General features: G+C 63.6%; 23 protein-coding genes. 16 read left to right on the forward strand and 7 right to left on the reverse strand.

Annotated features, from left to right (window positions below):
* The first annotated feature begins 159 nt into the window (after positions 1 to 159).
* From CCK88_RS13480 to CCK88_RS13505, 6 genes are all read left to right on the forward strand, one after another.
* On the forward strand, positions 160 to 1,077 hold the full coding sequence (locus CCK88_RS13480; protein WP_086471121.1) for an ABC transporter permease: 918 nt from the start codon (positions 160 to 162) through the stop codon (positions 1,075 to 1,077).
* Entirely contained in the window at positions 1,077 to 1,931 is an 855-nt protein-coding gene (locus tag CCK88_RS13485; RefSeq protein ID WP_086471122.1) for an ABC transporter permease, read from the forward strand. Before CCK88_RS13480 ends, CCK88_RS13485 begins: the two co-directional genes overlap by 1 nt.
* A gap of 21 nt (positions 1,932 to 1,952) precedes the next feature.
* Complete coding sequence (locus tag CCK88_RS13490; RefSeq protein WP_086471123.1) at positions 1,953 to 3,452, forward strand: ABC transporter substrate-binding protein; 1,500 nt, start codon at positions 1,953 to 1,955, stop codon at positions 3,450 to 3,452.
* Between the two features lie 14 nt (positions 3,453 to 3,466).
* On the forward strand, positions 3,467 to 4,126 hold the full coding sequence (locus tag CCK88_RS13495; RefSeq protein ID WP_170926490.1) for a cysteine hydrolase family protein: 660 nt from the start codon (positions 3,467 to 3,469) through the stop codon (positions 4,124 to 4,126).
* Positions 4,127 to 4,184: 58 nt separating this feature from the next.
* Positions 4,185 to 5,831 carry a dipeptide ABC transporter ATP-binding protein gene (locus CCK88_RS13500; RefSeq protein WP_086471125.1) on the forward strand — a complete coding sequence of 549 codons (1,647 nt, stop codon included), beginning with the start codon at positions 4,185 to 4,187 and terminating at the stop codon, positions 5,829 to 5,831.
* Between the two features lie 81 nt (positions 5,832 to 5,912).
* The gene (locus tag CCK88_RS13505; RefSeq protein ID WP_086471126.1) at positions 5,913 to 7,325 is read left to right on the forward strand and encodes a dihydrolipoyl dehydrogenase; all 1,413 of its coding nucleotides are present in this window, start codon (positions 5,913 to 5,915) and stop codon (positions 7,323 to 7,325) included.
* A 5-nt stretch (positions 7,326 to 7,330) separates the two neighbouring features.
* Here CCK88_RS13505 and CCK88_RS13510 read toward each other — a convergent pair whose 3' ends face one another.
* The 5 genes from CCK88_RS13510 to CCK88_RS13530 form a co-directional block, all read right to left on the reverse strand.
* A complete protein-coding gene (locus CCK88_RS13510; protein ID WP_086471127.1) occupies positions 7,331 to 8,068 on the reverse strand; it encodes an ABC transporter permease in 738 nt (245 codons plus the stop codon).
* Entirely contained in the window at positions 8,065 to 8,997 is a 933-nt protein-coding gene (locus CCK88_RS13515; protein ID WP_086471128.1) for an ABC transporter ATP-binding protein, read from the reverse strand. Before CCK88_RS13515 ends, CCK88_RS13510 begins: the two co-directional genes overlap by 4 nt.
* Positions 8,994 to 10,181 (reverse strand): ABC transporter permease, encoded by a 1,188-nt coding sequence (locus CCK88_RS13520; protein ID WP_086471966.1) that lies wholly within the window; start codon positions 10,179 to 10,181, stop codon positions 8,994 to 8,996. The genes CCK88_RS13515 and CCK88_RS13520 overlap by 4 nt, the downstream gene beginning before the upstream one ends.
* A 69-nt stretch (positions 10,182 to 10,250) precedes the next feature.
* Positions 10,251 to 11,165 carry a glycine betaine ABC transporter substrate-binding protein OsmF gene (gene osmF, locus CCK88_RS13525; protein WP_086471129.1) on the reverse strand — a complete coding sequence of 305 codons (915 nt, stop codon included), beginning with the start codon at positions 11,163 to 11,165 and terminating at the stop codon, positions 10,251 to 10,253.
* 140 nt (positions 11,166 to 11,305) lie between these two features.
* Positions 11,306 to 11,968, reverse strand: coding sequence for a GntR family transcriptional regulator (locus CCK88_RS13530; protein ID WP_086471130.1), 663 nt, complete (start codon positions 11,966 to 11,968; stop codon positions 11,306 to 11,308).
* A gap of 140 nt (positions 11,969 to 12,108) precedes the next feature.
* Here CCK88_RS13530 and CCK88_RS13535 point away from each other — a divergent pair, with 140 nt between their 5' ends.
* On the forward strand, positions 12,109 to 13,281 hold the full coding sequence (locus CCK88_RS13535) for a MalY/PatB family protein (protein ID WP_086471131.1): 1,173 nt from the start codon (positions 12,109 to 12,111) through the stop codon (positions 13,279 to 13,281).
* A gap of 64 nt (positions 13,282 to 13,345) precedes the next feature.
* Positions 13,346 to 14,260, forward strand: a complete 915-nt coding sequence (locus CCK88_RS13540; protein ID WP_170926491.1) for an MBL fold metallo-hydrolase — start codon at positions 13,346 to 13,348, stop codon at positions 14,258 to 14,260.
* On the opposite strand, the gene CCK88_RS13545 is transcribed toward CCK88_RS13540, so the two are convergent.
* Entirely contained in the window at positions 14,252 to 15,970 is a 1,719-nt protein-coding gene (locus tag CCK88_RS13545; RefSeq protein ID WP_086471133.1) for a SulP family inorganic anion transporter, read from the reverse strand. The two genes, CCK88_RS13540 and CCK88_RS13545, sit on opposite strands and share 9 nt — an antisense overlap.
* Positions 15,971 to 15,985: 15 nt before the next feature.
* A complete protein-coding gene (locus CCK88_RS13550; RefSeq protein ID WP_086471134.1) occupies positions 15,986 to 16,879 on the reverse strand; it encodes an MBL fold metallo-hydrolase in 894 nt (297 codons plus the stop codon).
* A gap of 125 nt (positions 16,880 to 17,004) precedes the next feature.
* On the opposite strand from CCK88_RS13550, the gene CCK88_RS13555 reads away from it, so the two are divergent.
* From CCK88_RS13555 to CCK88_RS13590, 8 genes are all read left to right on the forward strand, one after another.
* Positions 17,005 to 17,751: an SDR family NAD(P)-dependent oxidoreductase gene (locus CCK88_RS13555; protein WP_086471135.1), complete on the forward strand. Its 747-nt coding sequence runs from the start codon at positions 17,005 to 17,007 to the stop codon at positions 17,749 to 17,751.
* Between the two features lie 10 nt (positions 17,752 to 17,761).
* Entirely contained in the window at positions 17,762 to 18,973 is a 1,212-nt protein-coding gene (locus tag CCK88_RS13560) for an acyl-CoA dehydrogenase family protein (protein ID WP_086471136.1), read from the forward strand.
* Positions 18,974 to 19,002: 29 nt separating this feature from the next.
* The gene (locus CCK88_RS13565; RefSeq protein WP_086471137.1) at positions 19,003 to 20,025 is read left to right on the forward strand and encodes a phosphotransferase family protein; all 1,023 of its coding nucleotides are present in this window, start codon (positions 19,003 to 19,005) and stop codon (positions 20,023 to 20,025) included.
* Positions 20,026 to 20,141: 116 nt separating this feature from the next.
* Positions 20,142 to 20,822 (forward strand): TetR/AcrR family transcriptional regulator, encoded by a 681-nt coding sequence (locus CCK88_RS13570; RefSeq protein ID WP_244557535.1) that lies wholly within the window; start codon positions 20,142 to 20,144, stop codon positions 20,820 to 20,822.
* Positions 20,823 to 21,037: 215 nt separating this feature from the next.
* Positions 21,038 to 21,754: a GntR family transcriptional regulator gene (locus CCK88_RS13575; RefSeq protein WP_244557536.1), complete on the forward strand. Its 717-nt coding sequence runs from the start codon at positions 21,038 to 21,040 to the stop codon at positions 21,752 to 21,754.
* Positions 21,754 to 22,173 (forward strand): rhodanese-like domain-containing protein, encoded by a 420-nt coding sequence (locus CCK88_RS13580; RefSeq protein ID WP_244557537.1) that lies wholly within the window; start codon positions 21,754 to 21,756, stop codon positions 22,171 to 22,173. Before CCK88_RS13575 ends, CCK88_RS13580 begins: the two co-directional genes overlap by 1 nt.
* Positions 22,174 to 22,176: 3 nt before the next feature.
* The gene (locus tag CCK88_RS13585; RefSeq protein WP_086471139.1) at positions 22,177 to 23,130 is read left to right on the forward strand and encodes an ABC transporter permease; all 954 of its coding nucleotides are present in this window, start codon (positions 22,177 to 22,179) and stop codon (positions 23,128 to 23,130) included.
* Complete coding sequence (locus CCK88_RS13590; protein WP_086471140.1) at positions 23,127 to 24,008, forward strand: ABC transporter permease; 882 nt, start codon at positions 23,127 to 23,129, stop codon at positions 24,006 to 24,008. The genes CCK88_RS13585 and CCK88_RS13590 overlap by 4 nt, the downstream gene beginning before the upstream one ends.
* Positions 24,009 to 24,046: the final 38 nt, after the last annotated feature.

Below are 24,046 nucleotides of genomic sequence, written 5' to 3' on the forward strand. Positions count from 1 at the left end.
TCACCTCGCGGCAATTGCAGAGATTCCCGGAATGCCCGCAAACGCGGCACAGGGCAACCCGCACTGGCAACTTAGCCGATCCACATCACTCCGCGGAGTCATCAGTAAACTGTTGACAGTTTTCAGAGTTGTCCTAATCTGGCGACCTGGAGGGCGAGAATGATTGGTTTTATAGCGGCGCGACTTGGCTGGGCCCTCCTGACGCTCGCCGCCATCCTGACCTTCGTGTTCTTCCTTGCTCGCCTCACCGGGGATCCTGTCCGCCTGATGCTGCCGGACCAGGCGACGCAGGCCGATGTCGATGCGATGCGCGAGTATCTCGGCCTCAACCGGCCAATGATCGAACAATACTGGGACTTCATGGTCAGTGCCGCGCAAGGCGACCTGGGCAATTCCATCCGGCAGCAGCGTCCCGCCCTCGACCTCGTGCTCGAGCGCCTGCCGGCAACCCTGGAGCTAGCGATCAGCGCCTTTGTGATCGGTTTTTCGCTGGCGCTGATCCTTGCGGCTGTCGGGGAAGTCTCAGGCAGCAGGCGGCTCAAGAATGTCCTGCTCTGGGCCGCCACCATCCGCCAGGCGATCCCACCCTACCTCTTCGGCATCCTGCTGATCCTGCTGCTGTCGGTGAACATGGCGCTGCTGCCCGCCATCGGGCGCAATTCGCTGGCGAGCTACGTGATCCCCGTCATCACCATGGCGACGTTCGAGGTCGCCCTTTACCTGCGGCTCTTCAACACGTTCTTCGACGAACTTCGTAGCAACGACTGGGTGCGCACCGCACGGGCGCGCGGCGTCGGACGCCTGCGGCTCGTCATGCGCCACCTGTTGCCCAATGCAATCCTGCCGGTGATCACCGTGGCCGGCATCAATCTGGGCATCCTCGTGGGCGGCACTGTGGTGCTGGAGATGGTGTTTAACTGGCCAGGCCTGGGCCGTCTCATCGTCCAGGGCGTCACCCAGCGCGACTATCCGATCGTGCAGGCGGGCGTCGTGACGATCGCCGTCATCTTCATCCTCATCAATGCCGTGGTGGACATCCTCTACGGCCTGCTCGACCCAAGAGTGAGGCTGTCGTGATGGCCAGCACACCAACCGCAACCGCATCGAGGCCGGCGTCTCGGGCACCCCGCTTTGCGTTCTCGTTCGTCCTCGCCATGCTGATGCTCGCCATCGTGGCGCTGCTGGTGATCGCGGTGCCCTTCTGGCCCGGCTTCGACCCGATCAAACAGAACCTGCTGTTCGCGCAGGAGCCGGCCTTGCGCAACGCCGCCTATCCGCTCGGCACGGACGCCCTGGGACGCGACATGCTCAGCCGACTGTCGATGGCGACGCGCGTGTCCGTGCTGATCGCGGGCGGCGCCGTGCTGATCAGCGCCTGCCTCGGCCTCACCATCGGCCTTCTAGCAGGATGGCTGCGCGGTCCGATCGACAGCGTGTTGATGGCCATGGGCAATATCCAGCTGTCCATCCCGGTGGTGCTGTTGCTGATCGTCCTAGTGGCCTCGCTGGGCTCTCACCCGGTGCTGCTTGTGGTCCTGCTCGGGTTGACGAACTGGGTCGGCTACGGGCGCGTGGTGCGCGCACAGGTCATGTCCCTGCGCGAACGCGAGTTCATCACGGCGGTGACCACGGCCGGCGGTTCGGGCTGGTGGATCATGAGCCGGCATCTGCTGCCCAACGTGCTTCCCTCGGTCTTCGTGCTGGCTGCATTCGATATCGGCGTCATCATCACCATCGAGTCATCCCTGAGCTTCATCGGCCTCGGTATCCAGCCGCCGACACCAAGCCTTGGGCTGATGATCAGCGAAGGTCAGCGCTACCTGCAGACCCACCCGTTTCTCACCGTCTTTCCCGCCATCGCCATCTTCCTGCTGATAGGGGGCATCCAGTTTGCCTCGCAGGCCCTGACGACCCGCCGGACGCGCGGCTAGCGTCCCATACCGGAGGTAACAATGACCCGTTCTGCCTATCGCCTGACCCGTCGTAGCCTTTTGCTCTCCACCGCCGTGCTCGCAGCCGGCGCCGCGTTTGCGTCCCCCGTCCTGTCGCAAGAGCAGACCACAGTTCGCGCCGCGCAGGTGACGGACCCGACCAGCCTCAACCCCATCTACGATACCGATCTGCAGTCGCTGAACATCTTCTACAGCGTCTTCGACCAGCTGGTGGGCATGGACAATGATGGACAGGTCACGCCGCGCCTTGCCACCGAGTGGACCGCCTCGGACGATCTCAAGACCTGGACGTTCACCCTGCGCGAGGGCGTGACCTTTCACGATGGCTCGCCGGTGACTGCCGAAGACGTCGTGTTTACCTTCGAGACGGCGATGAACGATCCCGCCTCGCGCCTCGGCGGCTATCTCACCAAGGTCGAGAGCGTGACCGCGGAAGGCAATTCGATCGTCATCACGCTCAACCAGGGCTATGCACCGCTGGACCGGCAGCTAACGCTGGTACCGATCGTGTCCAAGGCTGCCTACGAGGCCATGGGCGCGGACGAATACGGCCGGAAGCCAATCGGGTCGGGTCCCTATGTGGTGGAAAGCTGGGTGAGCGATGTCGCCGTGACCCTACAGCGCAACGACAACTACTGGGGCAACAAGGGCACCTACCCGACCGTCATCTTCCAGACCGTCCCCGATGAAACGGCACGTGCCAATTCGGTGCAGTCCGGCGACCTCGATATCGCGCTGCTCGGCCCCTCCAGCGTCCCGGCCGTCGAAGGTTCGGGCGCCGTGGACATCGTCAGCGTGCAGTCCAACCTCGTTGTCTATCTCGGCTTCAACACCGGCAATACCTGGCTCGGCGACGTCAATGTCCGCAAGGCCATCGACATGGCGATTGATCGTCAGACCCTCAACGATCGCCTCCTCAACGGCTTGATGACGCCGGCGTCGCAGCTGCTGGCCCCCGCCACCTTCGGCTACGACGCCGCGATTGCCGCGACGCCGTTCAATCTCGAGGAAGCCAAGAGCCTGATTGCCGCCTCCGGCTACGATGGCACGCCCATCCCGCTGACCTATCCCAATACCGGCCTGCCGCAGATCGACCAGATGGCGCAGGTGCTGGCCTTCTTCCTCAACGAGGCAGGCCTGCAGGTCACGCTGGAACCCCAGGAAGCTTCTACCTTCATCAACAACTGGTTCATCCGCGAGCTGCCCGGGCTTTACGTCTTCCGCTTCGCGCCTTCGGTGCTGGATGGCGACTTGCCCTTCTCGATGCTTATCCGCTCAGGCAACCAGGGTTTTGCCGAGGACACCGAAATCGACGCCCTGCTCGACCGTCAACTGGCCGAAGGCGACCCAGCAACCCGCGCCGCCACGCTCGGTGAGGTCAGCAGCATCGTCAATCGCGACACCTATTACGCACCGCTCTTCATTGACACCAACACCTATGGCGTCACCAAGGGGCTCGACTGGACGCCGCGTGCCGACGGCATGATCGTCTTCAACTGAGGGGAATGACCACAATGGCTGAACTCCACCCCTACCGCCTCTACGACGGGGACATTCCCAAGCAGAACACCGCGCTGCTCGTCGTGGACATGCAGCGCGCGTTCTTCGACAACAACGACTCGCTGGGCCAGATCGGCATCGATGTCTCTCCGTTGCGGGCAGCCATTCCAGGCACCGTGAAGCTCGTCGACATCGCCCGTCGGAACGGCGTGCCTGTCATCTTCACGCGCTACGTCTATTCGGTGGGCGGGGTGGATTTCGGCGTCAAGTACGGTGCCATGGCCGAAGAACGGCTCGCTGTATCTTCGCTTGCCCATGGGAGCGACGAGATCGAGCTTATTCCCGAACTCGGCCAGCGGCCCGATGAAGTCGTTATCGACAAGTCCCGCCCCAGTTCCTTCTATGGAACGCGGCTGGAGCCAGTGCTGACCGGCATGGGCATCCGCAACCTGATCGTCTGCGGCGTCACCGCCAACATCTGTGTGGAGTCGACGGTGCGCGATGCCGGCCAGCGCGACTATAACACGTTCGTGGTGGCGGACGCGGTTGCCGAGTTTCTGCCCGAGCGCACGCACTATGCCCTCTTCAGCATGGCATGGTCGTTTGCCCACGTCGTTCAGGTCGGCGACATCGCCAAGGCCTGGGGCGCACCCAATCAGGCACTGGCCAGCTAGGCCGTCAAACCGGGCCGGCCGCGATGCGGCTGGCCCTTGTCCGTTCGCGAGGCCCGTCATGACCGAAGACTCCCGCCCCCTGCTCGTCATGCGTGACGTCTCGATCGAATTCGAGACGCCGCGCGGGCCCATTTCGGCCGTACGGAATTTCAACCTCACGCTGGAGGCCGGGCGCAAGGTTGCGATCGTGGGGGAATCCGGTTCAGGCAAATCCACAATCGCTGCCGCGATGAATGGTCTTCTGGCAGCCAACGGACGCATCGTTTCCGGGGAAATCCTGTTTCAGGGGCGCGACATCGCGCGGATGAAGGAGACGGAGCTGCGGGCCATGCGGGGCAGCCTCATCGGGCTCGTGCCGCAGGACCCGATGACCAATCTCAATCCCCTGCAGCGCGTCGGCACGCAGATTGCCGAGGCACTGGAAGTCCACGGCAAGGCAATTGGCAAGGCCGCCTTGGCCCGCGCCGTCGACCTTCTGGAAATGGTCGGCATTCCAGAACCGTCGCGTCGTGCCCGGCAGTATCCGCACGAACTCTCGGGCGGGATGCGCCAGCGCGTGTTGATCGCCGCGGGTCTTGCCTGCGAACCCAAGCTCCTGCTGGCGGACGAGCCGACCAGCGCGCTTGACGTGACCGTGCAGCGGGTCATTCTCGAAGAGCTGGACCGACTGACGAGCCAGCTTGGCACGGCCCTCGTTCTCATCACCCACGACCTCGCCATGGCTGCCGAGCATGCCGACGACGTGGTCGTCATGTACCGCGGGGACGTGGTGGAAAACGGCGATGCGCGCGCGGTGCTGCGCCGTCCGAGCCACGAATACACCCGGCGGCTCGTCGCTGCGGCGCCCACACTCGATAGTACGCCCCTCATCACGACGCAGCCTGGGGCGCCGGACGGCAGCGCTGCAGCGCCTCTGGTGAAGATCACCGGCCTCAGAAAGGTCTATGGCGGCGGCGGCGGCTTGTTTGAAGCGAAGCAAAAATTCGTGGCCGTCGCCGGCTCTGACATCGCGATTGCCCGCGGCCAGACGGTCGCCATCGTCGGGGAGTCAGGGTCGGGCAAATCGACGACGGCGCGGATGCTGCTTAAGATCGAAGAGCCGACGGCGGGCGACATCTCGTTCGATGGCGTCCCAATCACGCATCTCAAGGGGCGCGCGCTTTTTGCCTTCCGCCGCCGCATGCAGCCGGTGTTCCAGAACCCGTTCGGCTCACTCGATGCCCGCTATACCGTGCTCGAATCCATCGAGGAACCGATGATCCTCCATGGCATGGGTGACGCCACTGCACGCGCTGCACGGGTGCGAGAGCTGCTCGACCAGGTCGCGCTGCCGCAGGATATCGCGACGCGCCGACCCGCCGAGATTTCAGGCGGACAAAGCCAGCGCGTGGCGATCGCCCGCGCCCTGGCGCTCAGACCGGACCTGATCGTGCTCGACGAAGCTGTTTCGGCGCTTGACGTCATCGTGCAGGCGCAGGTTCTCGAACTGCTCGTCTCGCTGCAGCGCGAGTTGGGGCTGTCCTACCTTTTCATCAGCCACAACCTCGCAGTGGTGCGGCTGATCTCGCATATGGTGCATGTGATGAAGAGTGGCGAGATCGTCGAATCCGGGCCGCCGGAGCGGCTCTTCACCGCCCCTCAGCACCCCTATACCCGCGAGTTGATCGCCGCAATTCCGGGCATCAACCTCACGGAAAGCGCATAAGCGCCCGGGGCGGAACCACACCGCGCGCCCGAGACTTTTCCTGACGCGGACCATTCCGTCCTCAATCGGGAAAGCTACAACATGGCCCAAGTCGATGAACTCGAGTGCGACGTGGCCGTGATCGGCGCAGGCACAGCGGGACTGGCGGCGATGCGCCGAGCGCTGCGCGAAGGCGCGAAGGTGCTGCTCGTCGACGACGCGTTTTCAGGCACGATGTGCGCCAATGTGGGCTGCATGCCCTCCAAGCTGCTGATCGCCGCAGGCAATGCCGCACACGACGCCCGTCATGCCGATGTCTTCGGGATCGGCGTCGACGGCATTCGCGTCGATGGCAGGCGCGTCATGGGGCGGCTGCGCGCCGAGCGCGACCGGTTCGCCGCCGCGACACGCAAGGGCTTCGAAGACTTTCCGGCCGGCACGATGATCACCGGGCGGGCGCGCTTTCTATCCGCGACAAGGCTTGGCCTCGAGGATGGGCGCATCATCACGGCAAGGGCCGTGGTGATTGCGACCGGCGGCAACCCCGTCATCCCCAAGGGGTTCAAGGAGATCGCCGATCTTTGCCTTACCCATGAGACGGTGTTCGACCTCGTGGACCTGCCCAAATCGATCGCGGTGATCGGGGGCGGCCCCATCGGGCTCGAACTGTCACAGGCGTTCGCCCGCCTGGGCGTCCGCACCTGCCTTTTCGACGAGTCCGAAACCATCGGTGGGGTGCAGGACGAAGCGATGCAGGACCTCATCCAAAAGGCAATCGGGGCCGAGCTGACGCTTCACCTCGGCGTCAAGACCAGAGGCAGTCGGGCCAATACGGGCGCTAGAGTGCACTGGTCCGGCGCGGCCGAGGGCGCAGAGATATTCGATCATGTCCTGATTGCCACCGGCCGCCCACCGCAGTTGCGCGACCTCGGGCTCGAGACAACAGGCATCCGTCTCGACGAGAATGGCACCCCGGAATACGACCGGGAAAGCATGCAATGCGGTACTGCCCCGATTTTCATTGCCGGCGACGCGAATGCGGATGTTCCCGTGCTGCACGAAGCCTCGTCGGAAGGACGCATGGCCGGCCGCAATGCGGCGACCTATCCCACAGTCGTGCGCACGCCGCGGATGACACCATTCTCGATGATCTTTTCCCAACCCGTCATCGCCAGGGTCGGGGCCGAACCCACCGGCGCCAGTGTCTTCGGCACCTCCGACTACGATGACCAGGGGCGCGCCAAGGTGGAAGACGAGGCGCTTGGACGCGTGGTCATCCATGCAGAGCCGACCCGTGGAAGGCTGACCGGAGCGCTGCTGTTCTGCCCTGGCGCCGAACACATGGCGCATCTTCTGGTGCAGGCGGTGGCACACGGCATCACCGCGAGCGAGATGCTGTCCCAGCCCTTCTACCACCCGACGCTCGAGGAAGGGCTCAAACCGGCGCTGCGCGAAATTTGCTCGAAAATCCCGGCTTCAGGCGATTACGACCGGAGCATCTCGCCGGGCAGCTGAGATCGTCAGCGCCCGGTGCGCCTGCGTTGGTGCTGTTCCAACGCGGCAAAGCCGTCGTGGATGAGGATCGCCAGGATACCGACGATGAGGCCCCCTTGGACCACGAAGGCGGTGTTCCCCGATTGAAGACCGGCGATGATGACCTCGCCCAGTGTCGGGGCGGCGACTGTTGAGCCGATGGTCGCCGTCGATAGCGCTATGGTTGTGGAAAGCCGAAGGCCCGCCAGGATCAGCGGCAGGGACAGCGGCAATTCGACCTTGGTCAGCCGCTGGAACGGGGTGAGCCCCATGCCCTTGGCGGCTTCGGTAACCGTCGGAGGAACGCTCGAAAGGCCGGCCAGCGTGTTCTCGAAGATGGGCAGCAAGCCATAGAGAAAGAGCGCCACCAGCGTCGGCGTAGTGCCAAATCCGAGGAGCGGAACACAGAGCGCGAGAACCGCCACCGGCGGGAAGGTCTGACCGATATTGGCGAGCGCCCTCGATACCGCAAGGAAGTCGGCGCCGAACGGCCGCGTGACGAGAATGGCGAGACCGATGGCCAGGATCGCAGAGGCAGCGATGGCGACAAGTACTATCAGCAGGTGGCTCAACGTCAGCGCCAGGAGACTGCCCTGATAGTAGATGGCGGGCTGGGCCGATCGCGCGAACAGCGAGAAAAAGCCGGAAAACGCGGACGGCTGCACGACCAGCCAGACCAGGACGACCAGTGCCACGAGCCGCAGGAGCAGTCCGAACCGGTTCACGGATGCGCCGCCAATTGCCCGAGGCCGTCGAGAGAAACAATACCGACACGAACGCCGTCGCGGACGACGGGCGCCGCCTTGCGGCCAGACCACAGCAGTTCCGAATAGGCACCGCGCAGGGTCATGTTGGCATCGAGCGGGTCGCCGCTGGCCTCCCCCTGCTCGATATGGTCGCCGATGGTCGAAAGCGACAGCAAGCGAAAGGCGCGATCAGTGGTGCCGACCAGCTCGCGCACGAAATCGGTGGCCGGGCGGGCGATGATCTCTGCCGGCGGCGCGCATTGCAGCAGCCGGCCCTTATCCATGACCGCGATGCGGTGACCCAGCAAAATGGCTTCATCCATGTCATGGGTCACCAGCACGATGGTGGTGCCGAAGCGAGCCTGGATGGCGCGCAATTCTTCCTGCGCCCTGCCGCGGGTCACGGGGTCGAGTGCTCCGAAGGGCTCATCCATGAGGAGAATGTTGGGCTCGGCCGCGAGGGCGCGGGCCACGCCGACCCGCTGCCGCTGCCCGCCGGAAAGCTGGGCGGGCATGCGATCCCGGTAGGTGGCCGGATCGAGCTGGAACAGGTCGAGCAACTCGTCGACACGCCTGTCGATCTTTGCCCTGTCCCAACCGAGCAAACCAGGGACCGTGCCGACATTCTGCGCGATGGTCCAGTGCGGGAAGAGGCCGTGGCCCTGGATGACATAACCCATTTTTCGCCGCAGCGCGTAGGCCGGAACGCTCATCACGTCCTGCCCATCGACACGGATGCTGCCGCTGGTGGGCTGGACCAGGCGGTTGATCATGCGCAACAGCGTGGTCTTGCCCGAACCGGATGTGCCTACAAGCGCGCAGATCGTGTGCGGTTCGATCGTGAGGGTGACATGATCGACCGCCGTTGCGTCGCGGAAGGTCTTGACGATGTTTTCGATCTCGATCACGCCGTGGCCCTTTTCGAGCTGAGTTCGATGAAACTGTCGAGCAGCACCGCCGCCGCGAACGCCAGCGACACGGTGGGTGCAGCCCCGAGCAGCACGAGGTCGATGGCGGTCTGCCCCACACCCTGGAAGACGAAGACACCGAAACCGCCGCCCCCGATCAGTGCAGCAATGGTGGCGAGCCCGATATTCTGCACCAGTACGATGCGGATTCCGGTGAGGATCACCGGAAAGGCAAGGGGCAACTCGACCTGCAACAGCCGCTGCAGCCAGGTCATGCCCATGCCGCGCGCGGCCTCCACGGTTGCGTCCGGCAGCCCGTTCAGGCCCACGATCGTGTTGGCGACGACGGGCAGGAGCGCATAGGCGGTCAGCGCCACCATGGCCGGCGCCACACCGATTCCCGATATTCCGGCGGCGCTGGCGCCTGGGACATTGGCGGCGACCCAGGCGAGCGGCGCGATCAGGACGCCGAACAGCGCGATCGAAGGAATGGTCTGGATGACGTTGAGGAGGTTGAGCGCGCCCGCCCGCAGCGCGATGAACTTGTAGCAGGCGATGCCGAGCGGCAGGCCGATCGCAGTCGCCAGCGCGACCGAGCCGAATGCCAGGAACAGATGAGTCCGCGCCTCCTGCCAGAAGGCCGGAGCGCGGCTGCCGTATTCCTTGACGATGGACAGCGCATCCCAGGCGCCGCTCCAGAGGATGATGCCGACCGCAACCCACGCGGTCAGCAGAAGAGCGAGCCGCAACCAGGGTCCGGGCCGCAGCCGCGCCAGCGCGTCGGTCAGCATCAGCGCCAGCACAAAGGCGAGGAGCCAGAACCCGGCGCCGATGCCGATGCGGGCATAATTGTCTCCTGACGGCGTCATCGCCTGTGCGGCGATACCGATCAGAAGCAGCAGGACCAGCAGGCTCGACGCGCTCGCGGCGAGCTTGACGGCCGGCGGCATGCGCCAGAGCGCGACGATGATGCAGAGGACAATCCAGGCCAGCCCGATCGCGGCAGGGAACGCCGGCAAGGCCTCCCAGAGAAGCACGCCCTCGCCGGGCACGATGCGATTGGCCTTGAAGACCGCAAACGGCAGGAGCAGTCCTGGAATGGCACCCAGGGCAACAAGAACTCCCAGCGGGTCGAGGCCGGAGCGAGCAGACGCGGGCTCTTCGGCAAGATGTGCGATGGTCATGCTCGGCCCATAGAAATGATGGGCCGCGGTTCGGTCCGCGGCCCTCTTGCGCATTGTGGGATCGAAGGCTTAGCCGCCGAGGAAACCATTCTGTGTCAGGAAGTCAGTGGCGACCGCAGCAGCGGGCTCGCCCCCAAGCTGTACGCGACCGTTGAGATCCTGGAGCACTTCGAGCGAGAGGGCCTCGAACACCGGCTTGAGCAATTCCTCGATCTGCGGGTACTCGGTCAGCACCTCTTCGCGGATGATCGGCGCGGGCTGGTAGACCGGCTGGACGCCCTGATCGTCCTCAAGCACCACCAGGCCCGACGCGGAGATCCCGCCATCGGTGCCATAGACCATTGCGGCATTGACGCCATTGGTCTGCTGCGCGGCCGCGGCGATCGTGGCTGCCGTGTCGCCGCCGGACAGGACCACGAGCTGTTCAGGCGTCAGCGTGAAGCCGTAGACGTCCTGGAACTTGGGCAGGGCCGCAGGCGAATTGACGAATTCCGAGGACGCTGCGAGCTTGACTTCACCGCCGCCAGCGACCCATTCGCCGAACTGGGTGAAAGTCGACAGGCCGTTGGCTTCAGCGACGTCGCTGCGCAGGGCAACCGCCCAGGTATTGTTGGCCGGGGACGCGGTCAGCCAGACGATCTTGTTGGTCTCGAAGTCGAGCTTGGCGACCTCGGCATAGGCCTCTGCGGCGTCGTTCCAGATCGGCTCTTCGGCGCGATCGAAGAAGAAGGCGCCATTGCCCGTGTATTCGGGATAGATATCGATCTCGCCCGCCAGGATCGCTTCGCGCATGATCGGGGTGGCACCGAGCTGGATACGGTCTTCCACGGCGATGTCATTGTCCTCTAGGACCTGCTTGATGATGTTCCCGAGCACGCCGCCCTCGGTGTCGATCTTGGAGGAGACCACCACCTGCGCAGACGCTGCGGTGGACATAAGGGCCAGCGCAGCAAACGCGCCCAGAACAGTTGTGACAAGGCGCATGAAGCTTCCTCTGATTTGGGGAACACACCCGATCGACGGATCGGGGCGAGCACTGTCAACGGGAAAGGCCGCAGATCGTTCCGCAGGAAAACTGCAAATGGCTGGCAGGGCCCGCCGATGAGGCCGCCCCTGCGCTCGAGCTATGCCCTTTTGGAATTCGCTTCGGCAGCCATGGCCGCAACCAGATCGTGGAAGCGGTCGCCCTGCACGACGATGTGGGCATGCGTAGCGCGGGCGGCGCTTTCGGCATCGCCTGCTCGGATCGCATCGAGGATTTCCTGATGCTCCGCCAGCGAAGTGGCGAGGCGACGGCGGCTGCGCAACTGCAGGCGACGATAGGGCTGCAGCATCGTGTTGAGGCGCGTCGCTTCGGCGACGAGAAAGCTGTTGTGCGTCGCGTTGTACAGGCAGCGGTGGAAGTCGGTGTTGACGAGGTAATAGGCCTCGGGGTCGCCGGCTGCGGCCGCCTGCCGGCACGCTTCCTGAGCTGCGGACAGGTCATTCAGTTCCACATCGGAGATGCGGCGCGCGGCGAGGCGCGCACATGCAGCCTCGATTTCCGCCATCACCTCGAACCGCTCGGTGATCTGCTCGAAAGTCCAGAGGGTAACGAATGTGCCGCGCTTGGGGGCGACGCGCACGAGGCCCGAGGCCTCGAGTTGATGCAGGACGTCGCGGATCGGTGTGCGTGAACATTCGAACTGCTGTGCCAGCTTGTCGAGGTCGAGTTTTGACCCCGGAGGGTGATCGCCATTGAGAATGGCGTTCTCCAGCGCCTGACGGATCGAAGCCGCGTTCGACATTTCACCACCTCCCAAGCTCGAGACTGTCACAACTTTAGACTGGGTTGACTTGATAAATATATCAGGGTCAACCTTGAGCACAACATCGGCGCACTTTCCCAAGCTGGGGCTGTCGCCCGAACAGACTGAATGAGGACGATGTGAGCGCACTTGCCGAGCAATGGGACGCCCTGACCACACACGACCTGGAGGCGCGCGGCAGCATCAAGTGGACCAGGTTCCCGGGCACGATCGGCGCCTGGGTCGCGGAAATGGATTTCGGCATTGCCCCGCCAATCGCTCAGGCAATCCGCGCAACGGCGGATACGCTTGAAACCGGCTATATGCCGAATGGGCTTGCCCTCGATCTCGGCGACGCCAGCGCATCGTTCCTCAAGCGGCGTTTCGGATGGTCGGTGGAACCCGAACATGTCGGTCTTCTGGGAGACGTGCTGCGGGCCTACGAGTTGGCTTTTACCTACTGGCGGAAACCGGACCAGCCGATCGTGCTGCCGACGCCCGCCTACCCGCCGTTCATGTCGCTGCCGGCGCTGCAGCGCATCGAGGTGATCCAGGTTCCATGCCTGCGCGATGAAGACGGGGTGTGGCGGCTCGATGACGCCGGTATAGAGGCGGCGCTTTCGGAGCGCGGCGGGTTGCTCGTACTGTGTTCGCCGCACAATCCCCTCGGTCGGCTCTACACCCGTGCCGAGCTCGAGCGCGTAGCCGCCATCGCCACCCGCACCGGCGCCCGCGTGTTCGCGGATGAAATTCATGCGCCCCTCAACTACGGTGGAGCGCATCTGCCCTACGCATCGCTGAACGCAGACACCGCAGCGCATGCCATCACCGCAATCTCGGCGTCGAAGGCCTGGAATATACCGGGCCTCGCCTGCGCGCAGATGGTCTTTTCCAATGCGGCGGATGCTGAGAAATTCACGAGTCTCGGACACCATGTCACGCGTGGCGCGTCGAATGTCGGTGCCCGCGCCAGCATCGCAGCCTATCTGGATGGCGATGAATGGCTGGGCGAGGTTACGTCCTACCTCGACGGAAACCGGCAACACCTGGCGCAGCGTCTTGAACGCGATCTGCCGGGCGCGCTGCACCGGATCCCGGAGGCGACCTATCTGGCCTGGATCGATGTAAGCCAGCTGACCAACAGGCGCGACCTGGCTCCGATGCTGCGAGAAGAAGCAAAGGTTGCGGTAACGGGCGGCGAGGATTGCGGCCTCGGTGGCGCCGGTGCGTTCCGGTTGAACCTCGCGACGCCGCGCCCCGTGCTGGACGAGGCGCTGGACCGGATTTTCGGCGTCCTGCGCAAGGGTGCCTGAGGCCGCGGTGCTTCCCGAATTCATCGAAAACGTTGCGCCCAATGTCAGGCGATTGGTTTGCCCTATGGGCAAGGCAGGCTCGGTCAACGGCTGGATCATTGGCAGCGGCGCGACATTGATCGTGGATGGCGGCGTTCCCGGAGCCGAAGCATCAGCGCGCTGGGACCAGGCCGAACAAGCGGACGTGGTCGGGGCGGTCGAGGCAATCCTTTGCACGCACATGCACCGCGATCACTCGGGGCAAATCCCGCGCCTTGTGGCGCGCCACGGCGTCCCGCTGCTCATGACCGAAGCGGAACATCGCAAGGTGGTGGCCGCGAGCGAGGCGAGCACCGAGCAGCGTCAGACAGACCTGACCTCTTTCCTGATCCGGCAGGGCGTTGCGCCGGCAGAGGCACGCTCAACCGCACCACCGGATTATTCTGTGCTCGCCTCGTTTCCGCGCGACTACCAGCCGCTCGACGATGGCATGACCGTGACGATTGCCGGCAGGGCTTGGCGCGTACTGACAGGTGGTGGCCATTCGTCGAAGGGCGCCTGCCTCATCTCCGAAGACGGGCAACTTATGGTGGCCGGCGACCAGATTCTGGGTGGAACCGGACCCCACATCACGGTTGGTCTCGACGAACCCGAGGCCGATCTCCTCTCCGCATATTTCGATTTCCTCGGTCGGCTCGCCGACCTGCCCGATACGATGCTTGTCCTTCCCGGCCACGGTTCTGCGTTTCGCAGTCTGCCCGCGCATGCTCTGGCCTTGCGCAAGGGACACCAGAGACGGCTCGATCGGCTGAAGGCACGCCTCGATGGCGCGATGAGTTGCACGGAAATGGCGCCGCTTGTCTTCACGCAGCAGGCCATGCGGCACTTCGGATATCTGGTGCCCGGCATGGCCCTGAGCCTCGCCAACCACCTCTGGCATCGGGGCGAGCTCCAGCGCCACGAGGACGATGATGGCGTCTGGAGGTTCGCGTCAGCCTGATTGCCGCCCGGCCATGATGGTGCACATTGCCTGATGCTGGCTGAGATGGATCCCATCGAGATGCCTTGGAAGACTGGTCCGCTGCAGCTTGTCCATGACCGGTCCCTTCACCTCGGAGACATGCAGACATACGCCCATGTCGTGGAGACGCTGGGCGATGGCTTCGAGACTTTCCAGAGCCGACATGTCGATGGCGTTGACCGCGGAGCACATCAGCACCACGTCGGTGATGCCGGGGCTGCTCATGACCTGGTTTACAATCAGGTCTTCGAGATAGCGCGCATTGGCGAAGTAGAGACTTTCGTCCACACGGATCGAGACGATGCCCGGCACCGTCTCGACCTGGTGGCGCTTGATGTTGCGATAATGCTCGGTGCCCGGCACCTGTCCAACGATAGCCGCATGCGGCACCGAGGAACGGTAGAGAAAGACGAGGGTGGATGTTGCTACACCGAGCACGATGCCGATCTCGACGCCAAGCAGGAGCGTCCCCGCGAGGCTGACCACCACCGCAGCGAAATCGGCGCGGGAGTAGACCCAGGTGCGCTTGAGACTGGAAAAATCCACCAGTGTCATGACGGCGACCAGAATGGTCGCGGCCAGTGTCGCCTTGGGCAGGACGGCCAGAAACGGCGCCAGGAAGAGCGTAGCCAAGGCAATGCCGACAGCTGTGAAGGCCCCCGCTGCGGGCGTGGCCGCGCCGGCGTCGAAATTCACAACCGACCGGGCAAAGCCGCCCGTGACCGAGTAGCCTCCGCCGATCGCCGACGCGATGTTGGACGCTCCGAGAGCGATCAGTTCCTGATTGGGCACAATGCGCTCGCGCCGCTTGGCAGCAAGCGTCTGGGCTACGGAAACCGACTCGACGAAGCCAACTACGGAAATGATCAGGGCGGGGACAAAGAGCTGGCGCAGGATGTCGAGGTCCAGAGAGGGCAGCGAGGGGACCGGAAGCCCCTGCGGGACATGCGCGACCAGCGCCACCCCTTGGCTGCCGAGGCCAAGCGCGACCGACCATGCCATCGCGAGAACAATCACCAGAATGGGGCCGACACGGGTGGCAATCGCTGCAGCGCTGGCGGAAAGTCCGAAACGCAGCAGAAGGTTCTTGAGGCCAAACCTCATCCACACGAGCAATGCCAGCGAAGCGCCACCAACGGCGGCGGTATGCCAGTTCACCGTTGCGATGTTATTCGCCAACGACATCAGCAGCTGCGGCATGGTGTGACCGGCCGCCTCGATACCAAGCAGGCCGCCCAACTGACTCGTCGCGATGATGATGGCGGATGCGGTGATGAAGCCCGAAATGACCGGGTGGGACAGGAAGTTGGCGATGAAACCCAGTCGGAACAGCCCCATCGCCAAGAGGATGACGCCGGACATCAGAGCGAGCATGACCGATGCACTGACATAGTCGGCACTGCCCTGGGCAACGATGGATCCGATCGCGGCGGCACTCATCAGGGAAACCACGGCCACTGGCCCGACAGCCAGCGCGGATGAGGTGCCGAAAACGGCGTATGCCACCAGCGGCAGGATCGATGCGTAGAGACCGATCTCGGGCGGCAAGCCGGCCAGCAACGCATAGGCGAGCGACTGCGGTATGAGCATGACCGTGACGACAACAGCGGCGACGATATCTCGCGTCAGCGCGTACCGATCATAGCGACTGCCCCAGTCGAGGATCGGCAGGATGGATTTGAGGGTCATGACTGTCACACAGCCTCAGAGCCCGCTGAGCGGAACCTTGAGGAAAACCCGGCCATCGTCGTCTTCGGGTGGCAGATTGCCGCCGCGCATGTTGATCTGCAGCGACGGGATAATCAGCCGGGGCATGGCTAGAGTGGCGTCGCGCGCCTCTCGCATCGCCACGAACTCGTCCTCGCTCCGACCTTGTCCGACATGGATGTTGTGGTCGATCTCGTCCGCGACGGTCGTTTGCCATTGAATGTCGCGGCCGTTCGGTCCGTAGTCATGACACATGAACAGGCGCATCTCGCGCGGCAAGCTCAGGACCCGTTGTATCGAGCGATACAGGGTGCGCGCGTCGCCGCCGGGAAAATCTGCCCGGGCGGAGCCTCCATCGGGCATGAACAGGGTATCCCCTACGAACGCCGCGTTGCCGACCACATGGGTCATGCAGGCAGGGGTGTGGCCGGGCGTGTGCATGACATACACCGTCATGCCGCCGATGCAGTAGCTGTCTCCATCGACGAACAGGCGGTCGAACTGGCTTCCATCGCGCTGGAACTCGGTGCCCTCGTTGAAGACCTTGCCGAAGGTGTTCTGCACGAGCGTGATATTCTCGCCGATTCCGAGCCGTCCGCCGAGCTTCCCCTGAATATAGGGACTGGCTGAAAGGTGATCGGCGTGAACATGTGTCTCGATCAGCCATTCGAGCGTAAGCCGACGGTTCTCGATGAAGTCGATGATGCGGTCGGCCCCGTCATAACTGATGCGACCTGCTGCGTAGTCTATGTCCATGACCGGGTCGACGACGGCGCAGGACGCACCGCCCGGATCCTTCACGACGTAGGAAATCGTGTTGGTCGGGGCGTCAAAGAACGCAGCGACTTCGGGTTTGAGCGAAAGGTCGGTGGCGAACGGAATGGGGGACATCGGCTTCTCCAACGCGAAATTCCTTCACGAATGGGACGATTTCGTTAACAACGTGCTCACTTGTCAAGGGTGACAGGGCACATTATAAATTCGAGCGCTCGTTCGGAAAATTGGTGAAAACAACAATGTTCGATGACATTGCGGGCAAGACGGCGCTGGTTACCGGCGCCTCCAGCGGGCTCGGCCTGCACTTCGCAGAACTGCTGGCTGACCACGGCGCCAAGGTGCTTCTGGCGGCGCGCCGCGCCGACGCCCTGGATGTCGCCTGTGCGGCCATCACAGCCAAAGGAGGCTCTGCCGAGCCCGTTGTCCTTGACGTATCGGATGCGCAATCGGTCATGACGGCGACGAGCGGCCGAAGCATCGACATCCTCATCAACAATGCCGGCATCAGCATCGCCAAGCGGGCGATGGATGTCGGCGAAACCGATTGGGACGACGTCATCGACACCAATCTCAAGGGCAGCTTTCTGGTAGCGCAGGCTGTCGCGCGTCAGATGCGGGACAGCGGCAGGCCAGGTGCAATCGTCAATATCGCATCGATCCTCGGATTGCGCGTCGCGGGCAATCTCAGCGTCTACGCGGCCTCGAAGGCGGCAAGCATTCAGATGACCAAAGCGCTGGCCGTCGAATGGGCTCGACACTCGATCCGCGTGAACGCCCTTTGCCCCGGCTATATCGAGACCGACCTCAACCGAGATTTCTTCGCCACCGAGGACGGGCAGGCCCTGATCCGCCGCATTCCGCAGCGGCGGCTAGGGCAACCAGACGATCTTGATGGCGCGCTTTTGCTGCTCTGCTCGGATGCCGGACGCTACATCACCGGGGCGGCCCTTGCCGTCGATGGCGGACACCTCGTTTCTTCCCTTTAAGGACCAGCTTATGGATTTCCAGATTTCGCCTCGCATCGAAGACTATCGGCGCCGCATTGCCGATTTCGTGGAGCGCGAAATCCTGCCGCTTGAAGACGACAAGGCGTCGTACGACGCGCACGGCAACATCACGCTCGATCTACTGGGAACATTGCGCGCCAAGGCTCGCACCGAGGGTCTTTGGTGCCTGCAGTTGCAGCCGGAGAACGGTGGCGCCGGGCTCGGCCGCGTGGGCATGGCGGTATGCTACGAGGAAATGAACCGCTCGATTTTCGGGCCGGTCGTCTTCAATTCGGCCGCGCCGGACGACGGCAACATGATGATGCTGGAAAATCTGGGCACGCCGGCGCAGAAGGACCGGTGGCTCAGACCCATCGCCGAAGGCACGGTGCGCTCGGCCTTTGCAATGACCGAGCCTGCCCCCGGTGGCGGATCAGATCCATCCATGATCCAGACTCGCGCGGAAAAGCGCGGCGACAGATACGTCATTACCGGCCGCAAATGGTTCATTACCGGTGCCGCAGAGGCAAGCCATTTCACCGTCATTGCCCGCACCTCGGATGATCCCCGTCACGGCCTCTCGGCCTTCATGTTTCACAAGGACCAGCCCGGCTGGGAGATCGTTCGCCGGATAGAGATCATGGGGCCCGAGGAGCATGGCGGGCATTGCGAGATCGCGTTCGACGGACTGGAAGTGTCCGAGAATGATCTGCTGGTGGGCGAAGGGCGGGGACTGAAGGTTACCCAGGCGCGCCTTGGCGTTGCCCGCCTCACACATTGCATGCGCTGGCTGGGACTATCCAAGCGCTGCCTCGAGATCGCCCAAGCCTATGCGCTCGAACGCCATGGGTTCGGCATGCGGCTCGCCGACCGCGAGAGCATCCAGTTGATGATGGGTGACCTGGCCATGCGCATCGAGGTCGGACGCCTTTTGGTGATGAAGGCTGCCTGGGAGCTGGAGCGCGGCGGATATGCGCGCAAGGAAGTGTCCATGGCCAAGATACAGGTCGCCAATGTCCTGCACGATGCGGCAGACCGGGCCATACAGATCAACGGTGCGCGCGGGTATTCCGGCGATACCGTGCTCGAGTGGATCTATCGCTATGCCCGGCAAGCGCGCCTCGTCGATGGCGCCGACGAGGTCCACAAGATGGTGCTGAACCGCTACCTGGTCGATGAAGGCCGCCAGTTCTGGAGCTGGCTCGAGGGTGCTGCGAACTAGCCAAGCGCAGCAGGCAAGGGAGGGACCGCATGACTGAAGTTGAGCTCAAGGCACTGCACGAATTTCTCGCCGCGACATTCGGCGCCACGGAGGCGCCACGGTGCGAGAAGATTTCGGGCGGACAATCGAACCCCACATTCTTTGTCGACTACGGCGACCGGCGCATGGTGTTGCGCAAACAGCCACAGGGGCCGCTGCTGCGCGGCGCCCACGCGATCGACCGGGAGTTTCGTGTTCTCAAGGCCCTTGCCGATACCGACGTTCCGGTGCCCGGGGCGATCCTTTATCACGCCGACGCCGATGTGCTCGACACGCCGTTCTACCTGATGGAGCGACTGGAAGGCCGGGTCTTCGAGAATTGCGCCTTGCCCGGCATGTCCGGGGAGCAGCGACGCGCGATCTACTTCGGCATGGCCGAAGCCTTGGCCAAACTCCACCGCATCGAGCCCGAAGCGATCGGACTGGGGGATTACGGACGTCCGGGCAATTACTTCGAGCGCCAGATCGCCCGGTGGAGCAAGCAGTATGACGAGTCCACCGGCAGCCGCATTTCGGCGCTGGACGAACTGGTGGCGCGCCTGCCCTCGCTGATGCCGCCGGACGACGGCAAGGTCACCATTGCCCATGGTGATTTCCGTCTAGGGAATATGCTGTTCCACCCCACCGAACCTCGGGTGGTCGGTATTCTCGACTGGGAGTTGTCGACGCTGGGGCACCCCTATGCAGATCTCGGCTTCTGCTGCATGCCCTGGCACACGACGCCGGACGAGTATGGCGGCATAATGGGTCTGGATGGCGACCTGGGTATCCCGACGCAGGCAGAATTCTGTGCTCATTATCATGCGCAGGTCGGCTCGGACGCGCCGCTGCTGCCGTTTCATGTCGCGTTCGCTCTCTTCCGCTTCTCGGTGATTTTTGTCGGCATTGCGGACAGGGTGCGCAGCGGCAATGCAGCCGCCGCCAATGCCGAAGCGGTGGGGCCGCTCGCGAAGCGGTTTGCCGAGCGGGCACTCGAAGTGATCAATGATCACCCAGATCATGCCGGCTTCTAACGAATTCTGCCCCGGCGCACCCACGCCAAGCCACGGTTGCGCACCACCGCGCTGTTGAACATTGACTTGCCCGACCCTTTTGCGCATGTCGTTTCGGGGCAAGGGATGGGCTGATTTTGACGCAGAAACAATTGCAGCAGGACTATTCGAGCGAGGCCATCTGCGAACGCATCCTGCAGCGTCACCGCGGCTCGGTCTCCGTTCAGAAGCAGCATCTGGCCGTCGCCAACCTGTCGCGCATCATCCAGGCGACGCTCAAACTATCCAACCGGCAAGGCTTTCACGCCATGTCGCTGCGCGAACTGGCCAGCACTGCGGGCCTCAGCATGGGCGGGATGTACTCCTATTTCGACAACAAGGAGACCTTGCTGCTGATGATCCTCGACGCCGTCTCAAGCTCGGCGCAAGACGTGCTCAGCGGCGCGCCCGAGGGCGTGGCCGACGACCCCGTGCAGCATCTGAACTGGCTGGTCGAAACGCATATCCAGCTCACCGAGATCATGCAGCCCTGGTTCGTCTTCGTCTTCATGGAGGCCAAGGCCTTCCCTGAACCGGCCAAACGCATGGCCATTGCCAGCGAGGCAGCTACCGAGGCGATGTTTGCCGACGTGCTTCGTCGTGGCGTCGGAACGGGTGCCTTCGCCATCGATGACGTCCAACTGACGGCGGCAATCATCAAGCCGCTGCTTCAGGACTGGTATGTGAAGCGCGCGAAGTATCGCAAGGCAGGCATTTCGGTGAGCCAATACGCCGGGCATGTGAACGGCTTCGTCCACGCTGCGATTGCCGCTCGATAACGAGCGCTCGTTCGAAAAAAATTTGCGCATTATGAAAATTCTTGGCTCGCAGACGCCCGGCAAGGGTGCTTGCGTTCGCCATAAGGCATTGAATTGGCATCCCGTTTCTTGCTGCAAATCGCGCTTCTGACCATGCTTTGAATAGCGGGCAGTGAGCTCTTGCGGAGAAGGTCGTCTTGTATATTAATGTTGCATACAAGACATGGAGGGATGTTTTGACAGTCGCCGCGAGTATCAGCAGCAAGATCGTCGAAGCGATCCTGAGCCAGCAGTTGACGCCAGACTCGAGGCTCGGTGAATCCGAGCTCGCCACCCTGTTCAACTGCAGCCGCACCATCGTGCGCGAGGCAATGCTCGATCTGTCGGCACGCGGGATCGTGAGCGTCAGTCCCCGTCGTGGCTGGTTCCTGACCAAAGTGGATGCCGAGACGGCGCGCGAACTCTACGACGCCCGCCAGATCATCGAAGTCGGTCTCCTGCGGCACTTCGCGCAGAAAGGACGACCGATGGAAGAACACCTCGTTCTTCGCCTGCGGGCGCACCTGGCAGACCAGAAGGCGGCCCTCGCAGAGGGCCATGTCGGACGCCGCAGCTACCTTCTTGGCAATTTTCACGTTTGCCTGGCCGAATGCCTGGGCAATCGGCTCCTGGCCGAAAAGCTCCGCGACTTCACCGTCCTGACAACCCTTTTCACCATGCGCCACCAGACGCCGGGCGATGCCCGCATGTCCTATGAGGAGCATGTCGCGGTGGTGGAGGCTCTGGCGTCCGGGCGCCTCGAGGCGGCCTGCGATTGCATGTCCGACCATCTCGGCACCTGGGATGCCAAAGTGCACATGGTGCGCGAAGTCGATCCCCTGGACGGCCTGCGCCGGGCGCTGACGCCGCCGGCGCTTGCCGTAAAGACCGTCGCCACCGGAGGGAAGAAGTAATGGCTATTCGCGGCACCATGGCCTGGGTGGACAGTCTGCGTCCGCAGGTACCGACGCTCAGCGCCGCCGAACTGGCCGGGCGTCTGAAAAGTGGCGACGCACTCACCGTCATCGACATCCGCGAACTTCAGGAACGCATCGACAAGGGCGCCATCCCGAACTCCCATCACGTTCCTCGCGGCATGCTGGAATTCTGGGCCGATCCCCAGATGAACTATCACCGGGATTATTTCGTCGAGAGCGGTCGGTATGTGGTCTATTGCGCAGGGGGTGGCCGGTCCGTCCTCGCAGCGCTAGCGCTGATGGACATGGGCTACGAGAACGTCTGGCATCTCGATGGCGGTTTCGGCGCCTGGGAAAAGGCAGGCCAGCCTGTCGAGGACGCAGCAGCGACCTCGCGTTGGCAGCGGAAGCCCTGAGCCATGATCGTTTTCGCAATCCGCCGCGCTGTTCTGGGGGTGCTGGTGCTGGTGGCGGTGGCGCTGATGGTGTTCGTCACCGTCCGTCTCATCCCCGGCGACATCGTCAATCAGCAGCTGGCAGAGGCCGGCGCGGTGACGCCGGAACTGCTTGCGGAAAAGCGCGCAGCAATGGGGCTGGACAAACCCATGCACGAGCAGTTCCTGGTCTGGGCCGGGGGCATGGTCAGGGGTGATCTCGGACTGTCGCTGTGGACCGGCCGCCCGGTGGCCGCGCAGGTCGGCACTGCGCTGTTGCCCACCTTGCAATTATCGATCATCGCCATCGCCATGGGCGCCCTTGTCGGCATCGGCGCCGGCGTTCTGGCAGCGCTGTGGCGTGGCACCGCCGGCGACATGGTGCTGCGCATGATGTCGACAGTATTCCTTGCCATCCCGCAATTGTGGCTCGGGCTCCTGACCCTGACCGGGCTGGCGCTGATTGGCTACTATATCCCCCTCCCCTATCGCAGCTTTGCGACCGACCCCTGGGCCAATTTCCAGCAGGTCATCTTCCCGGCGCTTGCCTTGTCGCTCGGCGTTGCGGCGGCGCTGTCGCGACTGACGCGGTCGGCAATGCTGGAAGTGACCGGTGCCGACTTCATCAGGGCGGCACGGGCCCGCGGGGTGTCGTCGTCGGGACTGTATCTCGGTCACGCGCTCAAGAATGCGCTGATCCCGGTCATCACGCTGCTGGGCACCCAGTTTGGCAACCTGCTGTCCGGGACCGTGATCATCGAGCGCATCTTCAATGTCCCGGGACTGGGCAACCTCCTGTTCGAAGCCGTCGCCAATCGCGACTACACGGTGATCCAGGCTGCCGTGCTGACCTACGGACTGATCACCATCGTCGTCAACCTGCTGGTGGACCTCTCCTATGGGCTCGTGGATCCGCGCATCCGGGAGGCCCGCTCATGAGCTCGCTCATCCAGGTCCGGGAGACCGCGCCGGAACGTCGGACCAGCCGGACGCTCGCCATCTTCAAGGCGTTGGTAAAAGACCCTATCGGCTGCACCGCGCTCATCATCCTGACCGTGGTCCTGGCCCTGGCGATCCTGGCGCCGTTCGTCGCGCAGTTCGACCCGCTGGTGCAGAACCGGCGCGCCATTCTTCAGCCACCATCGCTGACCCATTGGTTCGGCACCGATGATATCGGCCGGGACGTCTTCTCCCGCGTGCTCTACGGCACGCAGATTTCGCTGCTGGTCGGCCTGATGGTCGTGGTGATCACCATGATCATCGGTGGCCTGATCGGCATGATCTCCGGCTATTTCGGTGGCTGGGTCGACATGATCATCCAGCGCATCGTCGAAGCCCTCGACACGCTGCCGTCGCTGGTGCTGTCGCTGTTCATTGCCGCCATGCTGGGACCGAGCGTGCGCAACGTGATCATCGCGGTGACGCTCGCCCAGATCCCGCGCTTCGTTCGCGTCGTGCGCTCCGAAACCATGAAAATCCGCGGCCACGATTTCATTGCCGCGTCGCGGGTGATCGGCGCTTCGCCGCTGCGCATCATGCTCACGCATGGCGTGCCCAACCTGATGCCGACCATGCTCGTGCTGGGCTCGCTGGCGTTCGGCATCGCCATCATGACGGAAGCGGCTCTGAGCTTCCTCGGTGTCGGCACCCCGCCGCCCAACCCATCGCTGGGCACCATGCTTTCGCAGGGCACACGCTTCATCGGCCAGGCGCCCTGGCTCATCATTTTCCCCGGGCTGATGCTGACCATCAGCGTCCTCGCCCTCAACCTCATCGGCGACGCCCTTCGCGACGTCCTCGACCCTCGCAACCGCTAGCACCGATCAGCGGACCGAGCCCCAAGCCGCAATAACAA

The organism is Devosia lucknowensis (assembly GCF_900177655.1).
Classification (GTDB): Bacteria; Pseudomonadota; Alphaproteobacteria; order Rhizobiales; family Devosiaceae; genus Devosia; species Devosia lucknowensis.

What these genes read in the sequence shown, in the direction of transcription:
- CCK88_RS13500 (WP_086471125.1), top strand. Translation starts at nt 4,185, where the DNA reads ATGACCGAAGACTCCCGCCCCCTGCTCGTCATGCGTGACGTCTCGATC.
- osmF (WP_086471129.1), bottom strand. Translation starts at nt 11,165, where the DNA reads ATGCGCCTTGTCACAACTGTTCTGGGCGCGTTTGCTGCGCTGGCCCTT.
- CCK88_RS13585 (WP_086471139.1), top strand. Translation starts at nt 22,177, where the DNA reads ATGATCGTTTTCGCAATCCGCCGCGCTGTTCTGGGGGTGCTGGTGCTG.
- CCK88_RS13590 (WP_086471140.1), top strand. Translation starts at nt 23,127, where the DNA reads ATGAGCTCGCTCATCCAGGTCCGGGAGACCGCGCCGGAACGTCGGACC.
- CCK88_RS13580 (WP_244557537.1), top strand. Translation starts at nt 21,754, where the DNA reads ATGGCTATTCGCGGCACCATGGCCTGGGTGGACAGTCTGCGTCCGCAG.
- CCK88_RS13495 (WP_170926490.1), top strand. Translation starts at nt 3,467, where the DNA reads ATGGCTGAACTCCACCCCTACCGCCTCTACGACGGGGACATTCCCAAG.
- CCK88_RS13485 (WP_086471122.1), top strand. Translation starts at nt 1,077, where the DNA reads ATGGCCAGCACACCAACCGCAACCGCATCGAGGCCGGCGTCTCGGGCA.
- CCK88_RS13480 (WP_086471121.1), top strand. Translation starts at nt 160, where the DNA reads ATGATTGGTTTTATAGCGGCGCGACTTGGCTGGGCCCTCCTGACGCTC.
- CCK88_RS13560 (WP_086471136.1), top strand. Translation starts at nt 17,762, where the DNA reads ATGGATTTCCAGATTTCGCCTCGCATCGAAGACTATCGGCGCCGCATT.
- CCK88_RS13555 (WP_086471135.1), top strand. Translation starts at nt 17,005, where the DNA reads ATGTTCGATGACATTGCGGGCAAGACGGCGCTGGTTACCGGCGCCTCC.
- CCK88_RS13545 (WP_086471133.1), bottom strand. Translation starts at nt 15,970, where the DNA reads ATGACCCTCAAATCCATCCTGCCGATCCTCGACTGGGGCAGTCGCTAT.
- CCK88_RS13505 (WP_086471126.1), top strand. Translation starts at nt 5,913, where the DNA reads ATGGCCCAAGTCGATGAACTCGAGTGCGACGTGGCCGTGATCGGCGCA.
- CCK88_RS13520 (WP_086471966.1), bottom strand. Translation starts at nt 10,181, where the DNA reads ATGACCATCGCACATCTTGCCGAAGAGCCCGCGTCTGCTCGCTCCGGC.
- CCK88_RS13530 (WP_086471130.1), bottom strand. Translation starts at nt 11,968, where the DNA reads ATGTCGAACGCGGCTTCGATCCGTCAGGCGCTGGAGAACGCCATTCTC.
- CCK88_RS13490 (WP_086471123.1), top strand. Translation starts at nt 1,953, where the DNA reads ATGACCCGTTCTGCCTATCGCCTGACCCGTCGTAGCCTTTTGCTCTCC.
- CCK88_RS13540 (WP_170926491.1), top strand. Translation starts at nt 13,346, where the DNA reads ATGGGCAAGGCAGGCTCGGTCAACGGCTGGATCATTGGCAGCGGCGCG.
- CCK88_RS13565 (WP_086471137.1), top strand. Translation starts at nt 19,003, where the DNA reads ATGACTGAAGTTGAGCTCAAGGCACTGCACGAATTTCTCGCCGCGACA.
- CCK88_RS13550 (WP_086471134.1), bottom strand. Translation starts at nt 16,879, where the DNA reads ATGTCCCCCATTCCGTTCGCCACCGACCTTTCGCTCAAACCCGAAGTC.